The organism is Ciceribacter sp. RN22, assembly GCF_024054295.1.
Classification (GTDB): domain Bacteria; phylum Pseudomonadota; class Alphaproteobacteria; order Rhizobiales; family Rhizobiaceae; genus Allorhizobium; species Allorhizobium lividum.
Window position 1 is genome coordinate 1,359,094 of sequence record NZ_JAMXLD010000002.1, and the last position, 18,429, is coordinate 1,377,522.

Here is an 18,429-nt window from a genome sequence, read left to right on the forward strand (position 1 = left end):
CGGACAGATGGCCGCTGGCAAGCGGTCAACGTGTGCCGAAAATCGCCGAGCCAACCCGGACGCTGGTTGCGCCGAACTCGATCGCCGTCTCGAAGTCCCCTGACATGCCCATGGAGAGCTTGCCCAGGCCGCATTCTGCCGCGAGCTTTGCCAACAACGCGAAGTGCGGTCCCGGATTCTCGTCCGCCGGCGGGATGCACATGAGCCCCTCGACGGGCAACCCGAGTTCGTGGACACAGAATCGGACGAATTCGGCCGCCTCGTCGGGTGTGATACCGGCCTTCTGAGGTTCGAGTCCGGTGTTCACCTGGACATAGAATCGCGGCGTGCGTCCCTGCCGTCGTGTCTCCTCGCTCAAAACTCGGGCGATTTTCTCCCGGTCGACCGTCTCGATGACGTCGAAGAGCGCGACGGCATCCGCAGCCTTGTTCGACTGCAGCGGACCGATCAGATGCAGCTCGACGCCGGCAGTCTCGGCCTTCAGCTGCGGCCACTTTTGCTGCGCCTCCTGCACGCGATTCTCGCCGAATATCCTCTGACCGTGGATGATCGCCTCACGAACGACATCGGCCGGAAACGTCTTGGACACGGCAACGAGCTGCACCGAATCCGGCTCACGACCTGCCCTTTTCGCCGCCGACTCGACACGAGCGATCACGTTGTCCAACTGTTCCGCGATTGTCATTTCTATCCTTCCATTGATCGACTCACCACGCCCATCATCACCTCTGCGGGTGCAACGAAGCAAGCCGCTTCGACGGATGCCCACGCTCCGGCTTCCAATAGGCTTTCCGACTGCGAAGTGCCCGGAAAACTTGACGCTTGGTCGGTTTCGTGGTGAAGGTCACGCCGACCCTCCTTGATTTTCCGGAAATGCGACAAATGGCTACCGAACGTTACAATCCGCGCGATGCCGAACCTCGTTGGCAGGCGAAATGGTCAGATGCTGCCGTCTTCGTGACGGACAACAACGACAAGCGCGAGAAATACTACGTCCTCGAAATGTTCCCGTACCCGTCGGGACGCATTCATATGGGCCATGTACGCAACTACGCGATGGGCGACGTTGTCGCTCGCTACAAACGTGCTCGTGGCTACAACGTGCTGCATCCTATGGGCTGGGATGCGTTCGGCATGCCGGCCGAGAATGCGGCGATGCAAAACAAGGTGCATCCGAAGGACTGGACCTATCAGAACATCGCGACAATGCGCGGCCAGCTGAAGTCGATGGGCCTTTCGCTGGACTGGTCGCGGGAGTTCGCGACCTGCGACGTCGACTACTATCATCGGCAGCAGCATCTTTTCATCGACATGATGGAAAAGGGCCTGGTCTACCGCAAGCAATCGAAGGTCAATTGGGATCCGGTCGACCAGACCGTGCTCGCCAACGAGCAGGTCATCGAAGGACGTGGCTGGCGTTCCGGAGCCCTGGTCGAGCAGCGCGAATTGACCCAGTGGTTCTTCAAGATTACGGACTTCAGCGAAGATCTGCTCGAGGCGCTCGACACGCTCGATCAGTGGCCCGAAAAGGTGCGTCTGATGCAGAAGAACTGGATCGGACGGTCCGAGGGTATGTCGCTGCGCTGGGAAATCGCGGGCAATACGCGCCCAGACGGCTTCTCCGAGATTACCGTCTACACCACACGGCCAGATACGCTTTTCGGCGCGTCCTTCCTTGCGATCGCGGCCGATCATCCGCTGGCAAAGGCGCTGGCGGAGAAAGACAACGATATCGCTTCCTTCTGTGACGAATGCCGTCGTGCCGGCACATCGCTCGCGGCTCTGGAGACCGCCGAGAAGAAGGGGATCGATACCGGTGTGAAGGTCCGTCATCCCTTCGATCCGAATTGGGAACTGCCTGTCTATGTGGCGAACTTCGTCCTCATGGAATACGGCACGGGCGCGATCTTCGGTTGCCCTTCTGGCGACCAGCGCGACCTGGATTTCGCGCGTAAGTACGGACTTCCGGTCGTTCCGGTCGTCATGCCGGCGGATGGCGATGCTGCCAGTTTCTCGATCGACGCGGCCGCCTATGACGGCGACGGCGTCATGATCAACTCGCGTTTTCTCGACGGCATGACGACGACGGAGGCTTTCGAAGCGACCGTCGCGAGGCTGTCGGCACAGACGCTGAACGGAGCACCACAGGGCGAACGCAAGGTGAATTTCCGGCTTCGCGATTGGGGTATTTCCCGTCAGCGCTACTGGGGCTGCCCTATCCCGGTCATCCACTGCGATGATTGTGGTGTCCTGCCGGTGCCGAAGAAGGACCTTCCGGTAAAACTGCCGGACGACGTTACCTTCGACATCCCCGGCAATCCCTTGGACAGGCATCCCTCGTGGAGGCATGTCGCCTGCCCCCATTGTGGCAAGGATGCCCGCCGGGAAACCGACACCATGGATACCTTCGTCGATTCCAGCTGGTATTTTGCGCGGTTCACCGCACCCTGGGAGGACCGACCGACGGATCCATCGGCAGCTGACCACTGGCTGCCGGTCGACCAGTATATCGGCGGGATCGAACACGCCATCCTGCACCTCCTTTACTCCCGCTTCTTTACTCGGGCGATGCGCGAGACCGGTCACGTCAGCCTCAGCGAACCTTTCAAGGGGCTGTTCACCCAGGGTATGGTCGTACACGAGACCTACAAGTTGGGATCGGGAAGCGGGGGGCAGTGGGTCGCACCGGCCGATGTGCGCATTGAAGAGATAGACGGCACCCGCCGCGCTACCCTGATCACGACCGGTGAGGAGGTTGCGATCGGTTCCATCGAGAAGATGTCGAAGTCGAAGAAGAACGTGGTCGACCCGGATGACATTATCGCCTCATATGGAGCCGATACCGCTCGCTTCTTCGTGCTTTCGGACTCGCCGCCCGACCGTGACGTCATCTGGTCGGAATCGGGCGTCGAGGGAGCGCATCGCTTCATCCAGCGCGTATGGCGTCTGCTCTCCGAGGCTTCGGAGCGAATGGACGGGGTTGTTGCGAATCCGGCTAAGAACGGCGATGCGCTTGCCATCTCGCAGATCGCGCATAGGACCCTGAACGCAGTCCAGAGCGATTACGACAAGTTGGCCTTCAACAAGGCTGTTGCTCGCATTTATGAGTTCGTCAATGCGCTCGCCGCACCTTTGACGAAGGTGGCCGCAGGTGAGGCTGACGCGACCTATGTCGCTGCGGTCAAGAACGCCTCGAACATCCTTGTCCAACTGATCGCTCCGATGACACCGCACCTTGCGGAAGAGTGCTGGCAGGTTCTTGGCAATCCGGGTATGGTGGCGCAAGCTCCGTGGCCGATGTTCGACCCTGAGCTCGTGACCGAGAGCGAGATCGTCCTGCCGGTGCAGATCAACGGAAAGAAGCGCGCTGAATTGACAATCGCTCGCGAGGCGGATCAAACTGCTGTCCAGAACGCGGTCCTAGCCCTTGACGCCGTCAGGGCTGCCCTGAACGGGCAGGTGCCGAAAAAGATCATCGTGGTACCTCAGAGGATCGTCAACATTGTCGTCTGAACCCGTCGCTCATCCGATCCCGCAGCTTCTTCTTGGCTTGAGCTTGGCACTGGTGCTGGCCGGCTGTCAGGTTCGCCCATTGCACGACGGTTCAGGGGGCAGGGCTGAAAGTCTGGGAGCGATCGCCTATTCGCAGCCTGAGAGCCGCGTCGGCCAAGAGGTTCGCAACCACTTGGTTTTCCTGACCGGAGGGGGCGCCGGCGAGCCGGCTACTCCGCAGTACACAGTCGACATGAACGTTCAGTCTCGGACGATGGGGGTTCTTCTGGAGCAGTCTTCGGATGTTCCTAAAGCGGGACGCGTAATCGTCTCTGCTGATTACACGCTTACACGCGTGTCGGACGGAACGGTCCTGCGCACCGGACGTCGCCAGATCGTTGCCCCGGTCGATTATCCCGCGCAGGAATTTGCCAAGCTGCGTGCGATCCGCGATGCGGAGGACAGAGGCGCCCACCAGTTGGCCGAGCTTATTAGGGCCGACATCGCAACGATTATCGGGCGCTGAGCAAGCGCCGCGATGTCGGAGATCAAATCAGGCGAATTTGAGAGTTTTCTCCAGAGATCGGCAAGGCATTATAGGCTCTTTGTCGTGTACGGCCCGGATCGGGGACTTGTCTCCGAACGCGCCGGCCAACTGGCGAAGGCTACCGGCGTCGATTTGGATGACCCTTTTTCCATCATTCGCCTGGACGCAAGCGAGCTTCAGGGAGATCCGGGACGTCTGATAGACGAGGTAAACGCCTTCGGTCTTTTTGGCGGCGAGAAACTCGTCTGGATCAAGGACGCTGCCAACGAGAAAGCCTTGGTTGAGGGACTCCAGTACCTCAGCGAGAGCCCGCCGGAAACAAGCTATGTCATCGTGGAGGCTGGCGATCTCAAGAAGGGCGCACTGCTCCGTAAGACCGCGGAGACCGCCCGCACGATCGCGGCGATTGTCTGCTACCAGGACGATACGCGCCAGTTGAATGCACTTATCGACAGCGAGCTCGCCGCAACCGGCCTGCGAATGACGCCCGCCGCCCGTGAACTGCTGCTTGATCTACTCGGTGGCGACCGGATTGCCTCCCGTAATGAAATCAGGAAGCTTGTGCTCTACTGCCTCGGTCGGGAGGTGATCGATGAGGATCATGTCAGAGAGATCATCGGAGATGCCAGCGGCATATCCACCGATGAGGTTGTCGATGCGGTTTTGACGGGCGATCCGGACGCCTTCCTTCACGCGATTCAGAAGATTGCAGCCTCGAAGACGCCGATATTTCTTGTTCTCCAATCCTGCCTGAGACAGCTTCAGCAGCTCGACATGATGCGCTCGGAAATGGAAGACCGGAGAATGCAGCCTGCTCAAGTCATGCAGAGCCTTGGCCGTGGCATACACTTCAGACGCAAGCCAATCGTGGAGCGAGCTCTTCGAAACTGGAGTTCCACGGATCTCTCGCGCGAGGCTGCGAAACTCCAGGCTGCCATCCTGCAATCTCGCCAGAGGCCGGTACTGGAAGACAACCTCGCTCTACAGACGCTTCTCTCCATCACCCTGCAGGCGTCACGTCGAAACAGGCAGGGTTGATAGACTCTCGTCAGCGCCCCTCAAGCAGCCGGCATATTTCCTCCAACTGATCCAACGACTTGTAGCCGATGCGAATCTGGCCGCCCGCGCCTTTGTGGCTTATGGCGACAGATAGACCCAGTCGGTCGGAGAGACTACGTTCAAGCGCAATGGTATCGGAGTCCTTCGTCTCCCGCTGCGCGGCCGCTGCCGGCTCGTTCTGAGCCTTGATCTGATTCTGCGCGAGCCGCTCGGCATCGCGTACCGAAAGTCCTCTCGTGGCAATCGTCTTTGCCAGTGCAACTGGGTCCGGCGTTGATACGAGTGCCCTCGCATGACCGGCAGACAGGGCTCCCTCGGCGAGCATGTCCCTCACCGGGTCGGGCAGCTTCAGCAGACGCAGGCTGTTCGCCACATGGCTCCGACTCTTGCCGATGATCTCGCCAAGATCGTTTTGAGTGTACCCGTGCTCCGCAATCAGTTGCTCGTAGCCGAGAGCCTCTTCCAGCGGGTTGAGATCCGCGCGCTGAACGTTCTCGACGATTGCCAATTCCAGAGCGGTTCTGTCGTCGACGTCCCGCACGATGACGGGAATTTCGGTGAGCCCGGCAAGTTGGGCAGCACGCCAGCGTCTTTCGCCGGCTATTATTTCGTAACGGTCCGCACCGGCCGTCCTGACGACCACTGGCTGCACGATCCCGTGCTGACGGACAGATCCAGCAAGATCCTGCAGCTCGGCCTCGTCGAAGTAGCGTCGAGGGTTACGCGGGTTGCGAGAAACGAATTCGATAGGAACCATACGGTCGGGATTGATCGACGGGCGTGCACTTCCCACGGGGAGCGGTTGATCCATTTCGCCGATAAGTGCTGCCAATCCGCGCCCGAGGCGGCGCTTGGAAAAATCGTCGCTCATACTTGCCTCACCTCACAAAAACAAAATGCAGCGTTACGCGGCTCGCCGCTGACGCTCCCGTTGTATGACCTCGGATGCGAGCTGAAGATAGGCCTGGCTGCCGGCGCATTTCAGATCATAGAGAATCGCTGGTTTTCCATACGAGGGCGCTTCCGATACGCGCACATTACGCGGAATGAGCGTCGAATACACCTTTTCGCCGAGGTGGGTGCGTACATCGGAGACAACCTGTTGGGCCAGATTGTTGCGCGAGTCGAACATTGTCAGGACAATGCCTTGTATGTCCAAGGTCGGATTGACGCTGTGACGAACCTGATTGATCGTTTCGAGCAGCTGACTAAGGCCCTCGAGCGCAAAGAACTCGCACTGCAAAGGCACCAGGACAGAATGCGCGGCTGCCATGGCGTTCATCGTAAGGAGGTTGAACGACGGCGGGCAGTCGATCAGAATATAGCTGTATTGTTGCGCATCTTCTTCCAGAAGAGCCTTCTTAAGTCTGAACACTCGATCGGCCTGCTGGGAAATTTCCATCTCCAGCCCGAGAAGATCGAGCGTGGACGGCACGATAGACAGGTTTGGCACAGCCGTCTGTAAGGCAGCATCCTCAATACGACGACTTCCGACGAGTACATCGTAGGACGAGTAACGACGCTCCCTGCGTTCAATCCCGAGACCTGTGCTGGCATTTCCCTGAGGATCGAGATCGACGATCAGGACACGCTCTCCGATTGCCGCAAGCGCCGTAGCGAGATTGATTGCAGTCGTCGTCTTTCCGACGCCGCCCTTTTGATTGGCAATGGTAATGATCCGGTTCTTCTCGCCAGCCATACTGCTACCCGACTCTGCCTAGACTTTCCGCATCAGATGAGCGATTTCCAGAATGACGGAATCCGCCTCTATCGCACTCTGATGTTGTAGCAGATCAAAAGACCAACGACCATGAGCTTTGTCCACTTCGGACTGGTAATCCCGTCCTTTGTGGAAGAAACAACGTAGGTCGGGGTTGCGTTCAGCCCACGGTTCCGCGAAATCAAGCAGCGTGTCGAGTGCGGCGAGGGCTCGCGCGGATATCGCATCGCAGTGCTGAATCTCACTGTGCGCTTCCTCAATTCGGCAAGCGTGAACACTCCCTCGCGCGCCAGTTTCACTGAGTGCGATGCGTAGGAAACTCGCCTTCTTGTGATTGCTTTCAACAAGATGAACCCATCCAGCACCTGTTTCGGCCAGGAGAATAGCGGTGATGACACCCGGGAAGCCTCCGCCGCTTCCGAGATCCACCCACTGCTTCGGCTCGGGAGAAAGGGCAAAGACTTGCGCGCTGTCCGCGATGTGGCGAGCCCACAGGTCGTCCTTGGTCGAGGTGGCGACCAGATTGATGGCGCGCGACCACTTGCGAAAGAGTTCGGCAAATAGGCTGAGCCGCTCTGACGTTTCACGTGAAACACGTAGGCCGATTATATCCAGGGAAAGACTCTCCTGCATTGCGTCAACTCACCATCCGCAGTTCTGCGCGCTTGAGATGCGCAATCAGCAGCGAGAGCGCAGCAGGCGTCATGCCGTCCAACCGAGAGGCCTGAGCAATACTCCACGGCCGTGCGGCCTCCAGCTTCTGCCTGAGCTCATTCGAAAGCCCCGATAGTCCCGTATAGGCGAAGTCCGTCGGAATCAGTCGATCCTCCTCCTTTCGAACTGCGGCAATATCCGCCTCCTGTCGATCGATATAGACCGCATAGGCTGCGTGTATTTCCACGGCTTGGGTCACACGCGGCTGCCAATCGGGAAGATCGCTCCATACGCCGCGCAGCGTACTTAGTGTCATCCCAGGATAGGAAAGAAGTTCCAATCCGCTACGTCGACGGCCATCCTGGTTGACCGCAATCCCCACCCGCGCCGCGGCACTCGGAGAAAGCGTCCGTGCGGAAAGCTCCGTAAGGGCGTCCTCGACCTCGCGTCGATAGGCCGAGAAACGCGTCGCGCGTTCGGACCCTACGCAGCCGAATTGGATCCCGAGTGGTGTCAGTCGCTCGTCAGCGTTGTCGACTCGCAGGCTCAGCCGGTACTCGGAGCGCGAGGTGAACATACGGTAAGGCTCGGCGACGCCGCGGGAGGTAAGATCATCGATCATCACGCCGATGTACGAATTCGTTCGACTGAAGACCACTGGCGCACCACCGCCGGCGAGTTGCGCAGCGTTCAGTCCCGCAACGAGGCCCTGGGCACCAGCTTCCTCATATCCCGTCGTCCCGTTGATCTGCCCGGCCAGAAACAGACCAGGGATTGACTTCACCTCCAATGTCGGATGGAGCTCTCTCGGATCGACATGATCATATTCGATAGCATAGCCCGTCTGCAGAATGCGGACCCTCTCCAGCCCCGGGATGGTGCGAATGAATTCCTCTTGCACGTCCTCGGGCAGGGATGTCGAGATGCCGTTCGGATACACCGTATCGTCGTCGAGGCCCTCTGGCTCGAGGAAGATCTGATGCCCATCGCGGTCCCCGAACCGCATGATCTTGTCTTCGATGGAGGGGCAGTAGCGTGGCCCCACGCCCTCAATCTGCCCGGAATACATCGCCGAGAGGTGAATGTTCTCTCGAATTAGCGCATGTGTACGGTCCGTCGTCCGGGTAATCCCACACTCGATCTGAGGATTCGAAATTCTATCGGTGAGAAAAGAGAACGGCGTTGGCTCGTCATCTGCCGCCTGACGCTCAAGAGATGACCAATCAATCGTCCTTCCGTCAAGGCGCGCTGGGGTACCGGTCTTCAGACGCCCTAGCTTGAGGCCCGCCTGAGTAAGGGTTGCGCTCAGCCCTACGGACGGATCTTCCCCGATGCGGCCGGCTGGAATCTTCCGATCACCGATGTGGATCAAGCCCCGAAGGAACGTACCCGTCGTCAGAACGACTGCGCGGCCATTTACCCGTCGACCATCCCTGAGGATGACTGAATTAATTCCGGAAGTGGAACGATCTATGTCGAAGACATCGCCTTCCAGTATCTCCAGGTGGCCAAGGTCGAACAGCGCCTCCTGCAGCGCATTCTTGTAGAGCTTACGATCTGCCTGGGTTCGCGGCCCCCAGACTGCAGGCCCCTTCCGGCGGTTCAGCATGCGGAACTGTATCCCGCCACGGTCCGCACAACGCCCCATCAGGCCATCCAAAGCGTCGATCTCGCGAACCAGATGCCCCTTGCCCAGGCCGCCAATCGCCGGATTGCAGGACATCGTACCGACGGTCTCACGGCGATGAGTAATCAGGACAGTTCTCGCTCCCATCCGCGCCGCCGCCGCGGCCGCTTCCGATCCGGCATGGCCACCGCCGACGACGATCACATCAAAGGACATGTTATTCACCTTCCGCGTTCGCAGATTTCTTCGTTGGCGATCCCTAAGACGTCACGTGTTTCACGTGAATCACTTGCCCACGCAGAAGTCAGAGAAAATCTTCCCGAGCATCGACTCGATATCTATCTTCCCGGATATCCGCCCGAGGGCGTCCGACGCACGCCGCAGGTGCTCCGCTCTGAGTTCAAGGCCGATATCGGTATTTCTCACAGCGTCGTCAATATTCGCGAGCACGTCGCGTAAATGCTGTCTCTGCCGAATCCGGCTCGGAATTGCAAGGGAGATCACATCGGTTCTCTGTTGTACGTGCCGAAGTATTGCCTGTCGTACCTCGTCCAAACCGATGTTCTGAACAGAAGATACCATCAAATCAAATGTTTGTTTCGGGAGAGAATCGGTTAGCAGATCGCTCTTCGTTCCGACGTTGATCACTGGAACGTCGCCGGGGCATTGCAGGTCACTGGCGGTAGACGTGGTGCTGGCGTCCCTCAGATAGAGAATGAGATCTGCTTCTGCCATCTTTCCGATTGCACGACGGATACCTTCCTGCTCGATCGGCTCATCTGTCTCCCGGATACCCGCGGTATCGAACAGATGAACAGCAAAACCCTCGATATTCAGCTCGCAGTGGAGGATGTCGCGCGTCGTACCGGCGTACTCCGTGACAATTGCGACCTCGCGATTGGCCAGGGCATTCAGTAAGCTCGACTTGCCGGCATTCGGAGCGCCGGCAATTACGACCCTGAAGCCATCCCGGATGATCTCGCCGGCCCTTTCCGCCTGAAGCTGCACTCTGACTTCATCCGCCAAGCTCTCGAGCTCCGGCCAGATGCGATCCGAGATAGAGCCCGGGATGTCACTTTCGTCAGCAAAGTCGAGCTCCGCCTCAACCATCGCCCTGGCGTGCAGCAGGCGCTCGCGCCACATTCCGTAGATCGCCGACAGCCGGCCGAAACTCTGCTCTACAGCCAGCCGCCGCTGCATTTCGGTTTCTGCCGCAAGAAGATCGGCCAGACCCTCGATTTCAACCAAATCCAGCTTGCCGTTCTCAAAGGCTCGCCTTGAGAATTCTCCGGCCTCCGCCAGCCTGCAACGGTCGAATGTCTCCAATTCCGAAAGCAACGCCGCGACCACCGCCTTGCCTCCATGAAGATGGATTTCAGCGCAGTCCTCCCCGGTAAAGGAAGCAGGGCCATGAAAGACAATGACAAGCCCAGAGTCCAAGACGTTGCCATTACGGCTCCGAATCGATCGCAGGCTGGCATACCGGGGAGACGGAAGCTCGCCGCTAAGGGTCCTCACGATCGAAAACGCACCCGGCCCGCTGAGCCGCACAACAGCGACGCCAGCGGGCAGACCACCAGATGAAAGCGCAAAGATCGTATCGTTGGACTCAGGGATCATCTTCGTACCCCGAACAGGCTTCGTTCCGTCAAACCTCGCGGAACCGGCAGATGAATCCGGCTAAATAGGCACTTGGATCAAGTGTTCATCGAGTCGAAGAAGTCGCCGTTGTTCTTTGTCTGCTTCAGCTTGTCGATGAGGAACTCGATGGCGTCCGTCGTACCCATCGGAGCCAGAATACGCCGGAGTACGAAGATCTTCTGAAGATCCTGACGCGGAACCAGCAAGTCTTCCTTACGGGTTCCGGACTTCAAGATGTCCATGGACGGGAAGATTCGCTTATCGGCAACCTTGCGATCGAGAACGATTTCCGAATTACCGGTGCCCTTGAATTCTTCGAAGATGACTTCGTCCATGCGGCTGCCGGTATCAATCAAGGCAGTGGCGATGATCGTCAACGACCCGCCTTCCTCAATGTTGCGGGCGGCCCCGAAGAACCGCTTCGGACGCTGCAAAGCATTTGCATCGACGCCGCCGGTCAGCACCTTGCCCGAGGACGGAACAACAGTGTTGTAAGCGCGACCGAGGCGCGTGATCGAATCGAGAAGGATGACGACGTCACGACCGTGCTCGACGAGCCGCTTAGCCTTCTCGATAACCATCTCGGCCACCTGGACATGCCGAACGGCGGGTTCGTCGAACGTCGAGGAGATAACCTCGCCCCGCACCGATCGCTGCATGTCGGTTACTTCTTCCGGACGCTCGTCGATCAGCAGGACGATTAGATAACATTCCGGATGGTTGGCCGTGATCGAATGCGCGATATTCTGCAACAGCACCGTCTTACCGGTTCGCGGCGGCGCCACGATCAGCGCGCGCTGTCCTTTGCCCAACGGGGCAACAAGATCGATCACACGCGCGGACAGATCCTTGGTCGGAGTCTCGAGTTCCATCTTGAACCGCTCGTTCGGATAAAGCGGCGTCAGATTGTCGAAATGAACCTTGTGGCGGATCTTCTCAGGATCCTCGAAATTGATCGTATTGACTTTCAGAAGCGCGAAGTAGCGCTCACCTTCCTTCGGCCCGCGAATTGGCCCCTCTACTGTATCGCCGGTCTTCAGGGAGAAGCGACGGATCTGTGAGGGCGAGATGTAAATGTCGTCCGGTCCCGGCAGGTAGTTTGCGTTGGCCGAACGGAGAAAGCCGAAGCCGTCCTGCAGAACTTCAACGACGCCTTCACCGATGATCTCAACGTCTTGCGCAGCCAGCATCTTAAGGATCGCGAACATCAGCTCCTGCTTGCGCATTGTGCTGGCATTCTCGACCTCGAGCGACTCCGCAAAGGTCAGCAGATCGGTCGGAGACTTGCTCTTGAGTTCTTGTAGCTTCATTTCAGCCATTAAGAGGAACCACGTTCTTTTGTAGGGAAGGGTGTGCTGATGCTGATCGGTACGGTTGATGGATCCGCAGCTGACAGAATGTCAGGCACACTGAGCTAGATGGGATTTTCGGGAAAATAGCGATTCAGCCCTTCAGCCGCAAGCAAAAAGGCGAACCCGGTCCAAATTAGGCGAAAAACCGTGAGAATGGCTCAGAAAGGCTTCACGACAACCATGATGACGATGATGATCATCAATACCGTCGGGAGCTCATTCATCAATCGCCAGAACCGGGCAGTCTTCATGTAGTCGCCACGCGCAAAAACTGCAACGGCTCGTGCAAAATATCCATGCACGGCAGAGAGCGCAAATACAGCCGCCAGCTTCACATGAAGCCAGCCTCCCATGAAGCCGAATCCGTCCCAAGCCATGTAAAGACCAAGGAGCCATGTAATCACCATCGCCGGGCGCATAATGATCTTCAGCAGTCGCTGCTCCATGACGGAGAAAGTCTCCGACTGTTGCGAGCCTGGCGGTGCATCGAGATGATAGATGAACAGGCGCGGCATGTAGAGCATTCCCGCCATCCAGGAGATCACGGCTATGACGTGAAGCGCCTTGATCCAAAGGTAAAGCGCGTCCGGCTGCAGGAAGATGAGGCCAACCGCAACAAGGCAGAACAGCGCGATTGCGGTCGCGGCTCTCACGACGACTTTCCGTCCGGACGCCTTCGCCTTTTCCTCTGCCATCAGGCTTTACTCCCGCGCACTCGGGCGACCAGGGCTGCGACATTTTCCGGGTCGGCTTGAGGCGTGATTCCATGACCGAGATTGAAGATCAGAGGTCCGTTTCCAAGTGCCGTGAGGATTGCATCGACACCTTCTGCCATGGCATTTCCACCTGCTACCACGCGCATCGGATCGAGATTTCCCTGCACTGGCCCATCCTTCTGCAATTCAGCGGCGAACGAGAGTGGCACCGTCCAGTCGAGTCCGATAGCGTCGGCTCCCGTCTTCGCGCGGTAATTCGCCAGCATCAGGCCGGCTCCCTTCGCAAACGCGATTATTTTCGCCGACGGTCGTTGCGCCTTCACAGACGCAATGATCCTTGCCACCGGTTTGACGCAGTAACGCTCGAACTCTTCCTCGCCGAGAACTCCTGCCCAGGAATCGAAAATCTGTAGAGCATCCGCGCCAGCATCGATCTGCGCCACCAGGTATTCGGCCGACAGCTCCGCGAGAACGGCCAGGAGGCGTTCAAACGCCTCCGGGTGCTGGTATCCAAACAGCCGCGCGGGGGCCTGATCGGGCGTTCCGTGGCCCGCGATCATGTAGGTGGCGACGGTCCACGGAGCACCGCAGAAACCCAACAGGGTCGTCTCGTTCGGCAACTCTTCGCGCAAGCGACGAACAGTCTCGAAGACAGGCCGAAGGTGCTCAAGAAAACCCGCGGGCTTCAGTGCTGCGATCTCATCTACCGAGATCGGATCCATCTGTGGGCCGTGACCCTCGGAAAAACGTACATTGCGGTGAAGTGCATCCGGTACCACAAGGATATCCGAAAACAGTATGGCTGCGTCGAAGCCATACCTGCGGATCGGCTGGAGGGTAACCTCGACGGCGAGATCAGGAGAGTAGCAGAGGTCGAGGAAGGTCTTCGCTCGTGAGCGTGTCGCCCTGTATTCGGGAAGATAACGCCCTGCCTGCCGCATGAGCCAAATCGGGGGCGGGTTCACGACCTCACCTCTCAAGACATCCATCACCTTCCGACGTGAATTGGCCAACGGTCGAACCTTCCAAAAAAAATATGAGATATGACTCTTCTTCTATTTCTAAGAGTCAGTGACTATCAAGGATTAAAGCTCCTCCCCAGGTGACAGGAGCTCTGCCGGCGATGTCTGAAATCCAAGCGATGAAATATCGCATGGTCATGCTCCATATCGGTGAGAGTGAAATATCTCATTTGATTTCAAATATTTGGAGGATTCGTGTCGCAAAAATTCAGCGTGGACAGTCTGTGGATAACGTGAGCCTTTCTTTCTTCTGTTCCCGCAATCCACAGATAGTGCCGCGATCTCTCCCTGCACGGCGGGATGTGGATAAAACGGCACTTTTCCCCTTGCCTGGTAGCCTCGCGTGTCGCTACCTCTTCTTCTCCCAAGTTTTCAACAGATGAGCAAAAACAGCGTGGAGAACAGAAAAAACTTCTTCCATCTGCATCTGATTTCTGACTCGACCGGCGAGACTCTGATCTCGGCTGGACGAGCGGCTTCGGCGCAATTCCATTCGAGTGTCGCAATCGAACACGTCTACCCTCTGATCCGTAACAAGCGGCAGTTGACAGCAGTTCTCGAGGCGATCGATCAGGAGCCTGGAATTGTTCTCTACACGATCGTCGACCGCGAGCTTGCCGACCTCTTGGAATCGCGCTGTCGCGAGATGGGACTTCCGACCGTCAATGTCCTGGAGCCGGTAATGGCAATATTCCAGACATATCTCGGCGCTCCATCGCGCCGGCGGGTAGGGGCGCAGCACGCGCTTACGGCCGAGTATTTCGCGCGTATCGAAGCTCTCAATTTCACCATGGACCATGATGACGGCCAATTGCCCGGTGACTATGACGAGGCGGATGTGGTGCTTGTCGGCATCAGCCGCACGTCGAAGACACCAACGAGCATTTACCTGGCCAATCGCGGCATCAAGACAGCCAATGTTCCCATCGTCTGCGGCGTGCCGTTGCCCGAGAGCTTGCTCAGTGCGACGAAACCATTGATTGTTGGCCTGATTGCTACAAGCGATAGGATTTCCCAAGTGCGGGGAAACCGCGAGCTCGGGACGACGTCTGGTTTTGACCAGCGTGATTATACGGACCGTGCATCAATCGCTGAAGAGCTCAAATATGCGCGTCTGCTCTGTGCTCGCCACAACTGGCCGCTGATCGATGTCACCAGACGGTCGATCGAAGAGACTGCCGCGGCGATCGTTGCCCTGAAGGTGAAGCTGCGTTAAGCGATTCCCAATATCGGAACACGGATTGAGGAAATGGCAATAGGGTTGGTTCTCGCGTCGGCAAGCTCGTCGCGGCGAATGTTGATGAGAAACGCCGGCCTGGAATTCGAGGCGATTCCGGCAGAGATCGACGAGCGCGAAATCGAACGCGAGATCGGGAGCAGGTATATTGCACCTGCAGAACTGGCCGCGGAACTCGCACGTCGGAAGGCGCTCGATGTCAGCCGTCGTCTGCCATCCGCGACGATCATCGGTTGCGACCAGACAATGTCGCTCGGCGATCGCGTATTCCACAAGCCGGTCGACATTACCGAGGCAAGGACCAACCTGATGATCCTCAGGGGCAAAACTCACTGCCTCAACAGTGCCGTTGTCCTGGCGCGCGACGGTGTCATTCTCTGGAGTCACGTTGGGGTCGCCGAACTGAGGATGCGCGAATTTTCCGATGATTTTCTCGATCTCTATCTGGCCAGAATGGCCGAGACGGTTTTGCGCAGTGTCGGAGCCTATCAACTCGAGGGAGAGGGAATTCAGCTCTTCGAGGGAATAGAGGGGGACTATTTCACCATCTTGGGACTTCCTCTCCTGCCGCTGCTGGCAAAACTCCGGGAACTGGGGGAGATCGATGTCTGATTCACGTGAAACAGGTCGCCACGCGTTCGTTGTAGGCTATCCAATCAAACATTCCCGCTCGCCGATTATTCACGGGTACTGGCTTAAGCAGTTTGGCATCGACGGAAGTTATCGTGCCATAGAGGTTAGCGAAGCGGATCTTCCAACCTTTATCGCGAATCTGAGAGACGGCACGGCCGGTTATCGTGGTGGTAATGTCACGATACCGCATAAGGAACAGGCGGTGCGGCTTGCCGACAAGCCGGATGCCCTGAGCGAGGAGCTTGGTGCCGCCAACACGCTGTGGGTCGAAAACGGGCTGGTGTATTCGACGAATACCGACGGCCTCGGCTTCCTTGCCAATCTTGATGAGCGTAGGCCGGGTTGGGATCGTTGCGATAAAGCAGTCGTCCTTGGTGCTGGAGGAGCAAGCCGCGCGGTCATCCAGGCTCTAAGGGATCGGAGCTTCAGCGAGATTCACGTCGTCAACCGTACGGTGGAGCGAGCGCAGGAACTCGCGGACCGTTTCGGAAGAAAGGTCTTCGCTCATCCGATGGAGGGGCTTGCCGAAGTTCTTACCGGAGCCGGCTTGTTCGTCAACACGACGTCGCTCGGAATGCATGGCTCGCCGGTGCCGGAATTTCCATTGCAGCGGTTGGCACCAGACGCAACTGTAACCGACCTCGTCTACATTCCGCTCGTAACGCCGTTTCTTCGGCAGGCGGAGAAGCATGGATTTGCGACGGTGGACGGGCTCGGCATGCTTCTCCATCAAGCGGTTCCAGGTTTTGAGAAGTGGTTCGGCCGTCGCCCGGAGGTGACAGCCGAGCTGCGGCAATTGGTGATAGCCGACATGGAAAAGCAGGCATGATCGTCGTTGGACTGACCGGTTCGATCGGCATGGGAAAGTCCACGACGGCGTCGCTCTTTGCGGAGCAGGGGATTCCAGTCAATAATTCCGATCAGGTAGTCCATGATCTTTATCGCGAGGAAGCCGCGCCCCTTGTCGCGGCCGTCTTCCCGGAGGCTGTCGAAGACGGCGTCGTCGATCGAAAGAAGCTTGCGGAGAATCTGGCAAAGAATCCGGCTAACTTTAAGGTGCTTGAGGCGATCGTTCATCCGTTGGTGCGCGCCAGGGAGCGCGAATTCCTCGACGGTGCCTGCCGTTCCGGCGCAGACATCGCCGTTCTGGACATACCACTTCTTTTCGAGACCGGTGCCGAAGATCGCGTCGATGTCGTCGTGGTTGTCACTTGTGATCCGCAGATTCAGAAGGAACGAGTCCTCAGGCGGCCGGGAATGACCGAGGAGAAATTCAACTTGATCCTTTCCCGCCAGATACCGGATAAGGAAAAGCGGGCTCGGGCGGACTTCATTGTCGACACTGGTCATGGCATCGAATCGGCAAGGAGTCAGGTTGGTGAGATTGTCTCGACCTTGCGGCGCCGGCCGTCTGCTGGAGAATAGCATATGCGCGAAATCGTCTTCGACACGGAAACGACGGGACTGGAATCGAAGTTCGACCGGGTCATCGAGATCGGCGGGATCGAGCTGCTTAATCATTTTCCGACAGGGCGTAGTTTCCACGTCTATATCAACCCCGGTGATCGCAAGGTGCATCCCGATGCGCTGGCGGTCCATGGCATCTCAGACGATTTTCTGAAGGACAAGCCGCGTTTTGCGGACATTGTCGAAGAACTTGTCGAGTTCTTCGATGGCGCGCGATGGATTGCTCATAACGCAAATTTCGACATCGGCTTCATAAACGCTGAGTTCGAGAGGCTGAGCCGACCGCCAGTACCGGCTGACATGGTGACCGACACCTTGGCGCTGGCACGCCGGAAACACCCGATGGGCCCCAACTCGCTCGATGCCCTCTGCCGGCGCTACGGAGTCGACAATTCCCACCGCGCCAAGCACGGGGCGCTTCTCGACGCCGAGCTGTTGGCCGAGGTTTACATCGAGATGCTCGGCGGCCGCCAGGCCGCCTTCGGACTGGTGCAGGCCGAAGAAAAGAAGATTGTTTTGGAGGAAGAGGTTGAGATTGCCGATCATCTGCTCGTGAGGTCGGTCGAGCTTGCCGCGCGTCTCACTCCCGAGGAAATCGAGTCTCACCGCGCGCTGGTCGAGCGCCTTGGTCAGAAGGCGATCTGGTCGAGGTACCAGTCTTAGGAAACGTGAGCCTCAAGAACGAAAAAAGCCCGGCGAACCGGGCTCCTTTTCGTGAAAGCTGTGGTCAGTTCGCAGCCTGGACCTTGGCGCGGGCCTGTTCTTCAGCCACACGCTGAGCGAACATCTGTGCAAAATCGATCGGATCGATCATCAGCGGTGGGAAGCCACCGTTGCGAGTTGCGTCGGCGATGATCTGGCGTGCGAAGGGGAAAAGCAGGCGCGGGCACTCGATAAACAGAACCGGCAGCATATGCTCCTGCGGGAAGCCGGAAATGCGGAAGACGCCGCCATAAACCAGTTCGGCCGCGAATACGGTCTTGTCCCCGTCCTTGGCTTCGGCATTCAGCGAAAGCACGACGTCGAAATCCGACTCCGACAGCGGATTTGCGTTGACGTTGACGTTGATGTTGATCGCGGGAGCCCTGTCGCGCGCCTGCAGCGATCGCGGAGCGCCGGGGTTCTCGAAGGAGAGATCCTTGATGTACTGAGCCAGAATGTTGAGGGAGGGGCTCGCCGTTCCCGTGTTGTCGTTGGCCATTGGGCGTTCCTCGTGGCTTGGATTGTCGTGGCCATCTAACACTTCGGGCCTATGGTGACAA

General features: G+C 58.1%; 19 protein-coding genes. 9 read left to right on the plus strand and 10 right to left on the minus strand.

The genetic code is table 11. The annotated features are described in order from the left end of the window. Positions 1–25: 25 nt before the first annotated feature. A complete protein-coding gene (locus NHF53_RS21345; protein ID WP_252835925.1) occupies positions 26–685 on the minus strand; it encodes a YggS family pyridoxal phosphate-dependent enzyme in 660 nt (219 codons plus the stop codon). Positions 686–882: 197 nt separating this feature from the next. Between NHF53_RS21345 and leuS the strand changes: the two genes are divergently transcribed. From leuS to holA, 3 genes are read left to right on the plus strand one after another with little or no spacing between them, the layout of a single operon-like run. Continuing rightward, on the plus strand, positions 883–3,513 hold the full coding sequence (leuS, locus tag NHF53_RS21350) for a leucine--tRNA ligase (protein WP_252835926.1): 2,631 nt from the start codon (positions 883–885) through the stop codon (positions 3,511–3,513). Beyond that, positions 3,503–4,018 carry an LPS assembly lipoprotein LptE gene (locus NHF53_RS21355; RefSeq protein WP_252835927.1) on the plus strand — a complete coding sequence of 172 codons (516 nt, stop codon included), beginning with the start codon at positions 3,503–3,505 and terminating at the stop codon, positions 4,016–4,018. Before leuS ends, NHF53_RS21355 begins: the two co-directional genes overlap by 11 nt. Before the next feature lie 12 nt (positions 4,019–4,030). Further along, positions 4,031–5,077 carry a DNA polymerase III subunit delta gene (gene holA, locus NHF53_RS21360; RefSeq protein WP_252835928.1) on the plus strand — a complete coding sequence of 349 codons (1,047 nt, stop codon included), beginning with the start codon at positions 4,031–4,033 and terminating at the stop codon, positions 5,075–5,077. A 10-nt stretch (positions 5,078–5,087) separates the two neighbouring features. Here the strand turns inward: holA and NHF53_RS21365 are convergent, their stop codons facing one another. From NHF53_RS21365 to hemE, 8 genes are all read right to left on the minus strand, one after another. Next, a complete protein-coding gene (locus NHF53_RS21365; RefSeq protein ID WP_114364937.1) occupies positions 5,088–5,969 on the minus strand; it encodes a ParB/RepB/Spo0J family partition protein in 882 nt (293 codons plus the stop codon). Between the two features lie 33 nt (positions 5,970–6,002). Continuing rightward, positions 6,003–6,797 (minus strand): ParA family protein, encoded by a 795-nt coding sequence (locus NHF53_RS21370; protein WP_252835929.1) that lies wholly within the window; start codon positions 6,795–6,797, stop codon positions 6,003–6,005. Between the two features lie 18 nt (positions 6,798–6,815). Then, positions 6,816–7,433, minus strand: a complete 618-nt coding sequence (gene rsmG / locus NHF53_RS21375; protein ID WP_252836043.1) for a 16S rRNA (guanine(527)-N(7))-methyltransferase RsmG — start codon at positions 7,431–7,433, stop codon at positions 6,816–6,818. 22 nt (positions 7,434–7,455) lie between these two features. Continuing rightward, a complete protein-coding gene (gene mnmG, locus NHF53_RS21380; protein WP_252835930.1) occupies positions 7,456–9,315 on the minus strand; it encodes a tRNA uridine-5-carboxymethylaminomethyl(34) synthesis enzyme MnmG in 1,860 nt (619 codons plus the stop codon). Between the two features lie 69 nt (positions 9,316–9,384). Next, complete coding sequence (gene mnmE, locus NHF53_RS21385) at positions 9,385–10,719, minus strand: tRNA uridine-5-carboxymethylaminomethyl(34) synthesis GTPase MnmE (protein WP_252835931.1); 1,335 nt, start codon at positions 10,717–10,719, stop codon at positions 9,385–9,387. 77 nt (positions 10,720–10,796) lie between these two features. Continuing rightward, a complete protein-coding gene (rho, locus tag NHF53_RS21390; RefSeq protein WP_114364942.1) occupies positions 10,797–12,059 on the minus strand; it encodes a transcription termination factor Rho in 1,263 nt (420 codons plus the stop codon). A 191-nt stretch (positions 12,060–12,250) separates the two neighbouring features. Beyond that, entirely contained in the window at positions 12,251–12,787 is a 537-nt protein-coding gene (hemJ, locus tag NHF53_RS21395; protein ID WP_252835932.1) for a protoporphyrinogen oxidase HemJ, read from the minus strand. After that, on the minus strand, positions 12,787–13,797 hold the full coding sequence (gene hemE, locus NHF53_RS21400) for a uroporphyrinogen decarboxylase (protein ID WP_374591291.1): 1,011 nt from the start codon (positions 13,795–13,797) through the stop codon (positions 12,787–12,789). Before hemE ends, hemJ begins: the two co-directional genes overlap by 1 nt. Before the next feature lie 134 nt (positions 13,798–13,931). Between hemE and NHF53_RS21405 the strand changes: the two genes are divergently transcribed. The 6 genes from NHF53_RS21405 to dnaQ are packed head-to-tail and all read left to right on the plus strand — an operon-like array spanning position 13,932 to position 17,830. Then, positions 13,932–14,213, plus strand: a complete 282-nt coding sequence (locus tag NHF53_RS21405) for a hypothetical protein (RefSeq protein ID WP_252835934.1) — start codon at positions 13,932–13,934, stop codon at positions 14,211–14,213. 11 nt (positions 14,214–14,224) lie between these two features. Then, a complete protein-coding gene (locus tag NHF53_RS21410) occupies positions 14,225–15,046 on the plus strand; it encodes a pyruvate, water dikinase regulatory protein (protein WP_252836044.1) in 822 nt (273 codons plus the stop codon). Positions 15,047–15,079: 33 nt separating this feature from the next. Continuing rightward, positions 15,080–15,679 carry a Maf-like protein gene (locus NHF53_RS21415; RefSeq protein WP_252835935.1) on the plus strand — a complete coding sequence of 200 codons (600 nt, stop codon included), beginning with the start codon at positions 15,080–15,082 and terminating at the stop codon, positions 15,677–15,679. Continuing rightward, entirely contained in the window at positions 15,672–16,529 is an 858-nt protein-coding gene (locus tag NHF53_RS21420) for a shikimate dehydrogenase (protein WP_252835936.1), read from the plus strand. The genes NHF53_RS21415 and NHF53_RS21420 overlap by 8 nt, the downstream gene beginning before the upstream one ends. Next, positions 16,526–17,125 (plus strand): dephospho-CoA kinase, encoded by a 600-nt coding sequence (gene coaE, locus NHF53_RS21425; RefSeq protein ID WP_252835937.1) that lies wholly within the window; start codon positions 16,526–16,528, stop codon positions 17,123–17,125. The genes NHF53_RS21420 and coaE overlap by 4 nt, the downstream gene beginning before the upstream one ends. A gap of 3 nt (positions 17,126–17,128) precedes the next feature. Continuing rightward, a complete protein-coding gene (gene dnaQ, locus NHF53_RS21430; protein ID WP_252835938.1) occupies positions 17,129–17,830 on the plus strand; it encodes a DNA polymerase III subunit epsilon in 702 nt (233 codons plus the stop codon). A gap of 64 nt (positions 17,831–17,894) precedes the next feature. Here dnaQ and secB read toward each other — a convergent pair whose 3' ends face one another. Next, positions 17,895–18,368, minus strand: a complete 474-nt coding sequence (secB, locus tag NHF53_RS21435; protein WP_252835939.1) for a protein-export chaperone SecB — start codon at positions 18,366–18,368, stop codon at positions 17,895–17,897. Positions 18,369–18,429: the final 61 nt, after the last annotated feature.

Bases quoted from the DNA above. Each gene is read 5' to 3' on its own strand.
- NHF53_RS21405 (WP_252835934.1), top strand. From the start codon at position 13,932: ATGTCTGAAATCCAAGCGATGAAATATCGCATGGTCATGCTCCATATC.
- dnaQ (WP_252835938.1), top strand. From the start codon at position 17,129: ATGCGCGAAATCGTCTTCGACACGGAAACGACGGGACTGGAATCGAAG.
- NHF53_RS21370 (WP_252835929.1), bottom strand. From the start codon at position 6,797: ATGGCTGGCGAGAAGAACCGGATCATTACCATTGCCAATCAAAAGGGC.
- secB (WP_252835939.1), bottom strand. From the start codon at position 18,368: ATGGCCAACGACAACACGGGAACGGCGAGCCCCTCCCTCAACATTCTG.
- mnmG (WP_252835930.1), bottom strand. From the start codon at position 9,315: ATGTCCTTTGATGTGATCGTCGTCGGCGGTGGCCATGCCGGATCGGAA.
- hemE (WP_374591291.1), bottom strand. From the start codon at position 13,797: ATGGATGTCTTGAGAGGTGAGGTCGTGAACCCGCCCCCGATTTGGCTC.
- hemJ (WP_252835932.1), bottom strand. From the start codon at position 12,787: ATGGCAGAGGAAAAGGCGAAGGCGTCCGGACGGAAAGTCGTCGTGAGA.
- holA (WP_252835928.1), top strand. From the start codon at position 4,031: ATGTCGGAGATCAAATCAGGCGAATTTGAGAGTTTTCTCCAGAGATCG.
- rho (WP_114364942.1), bottom strand. From the start codon at position 12,059: ATGGCTGAAATGAAGCTACAAGAACTCAAGAGCAAGTCTCCGACCGAT.
- NHF53_RS21415 (WP_252835935.1), top strand. From the start codon at position 15,080: ATGGCAATAGGGTTGGTTCTCGCGTCGGCAAGCTCGTCGCGGCGAATG.
- mnmE (WP_252835931.1), bottom strand. From the start codon at position 10,719: ATGATCCCTGAGTCCAACGATACGATCTTTGCGCTTTCATCTGGTGGT.
- coaE (WP_252835937.1), top strand. From the start codon at position 16,526: ATGATCGTCGTTGGACTGACCGGTTCGATCGGCATGGGAAAGTCCACG.
- leuS (WP_252835926.1), top strand. From the start codon at position 883: ATGGCTACCGAACGTTACAATCCGCGCGATGCCGAACCTCGTTGGCAG.
- NHF53_RS21365 (WP_114364937.1), bottom strand. From the start codon at position 5,969: ATGAGCGACGATTTTTCCAAGCGCCGCCTCGGGCGCGGATTGGCAGCA.
- NHF53_RS21420 (WP_252835936.1), top strand. From the start codon at position 15,672: ATGTCTGATTCACGTGAAACAGGTCGCCACGCGTTCGTTGTAGGCTAT.
- NHF53_RS21345 (WP_252835925.1), bottom strand. From the start codon at position 685: ATGACAATCGCGGAACAGTTGGACAACGTGATCGCTCGTGTCGAGTCG.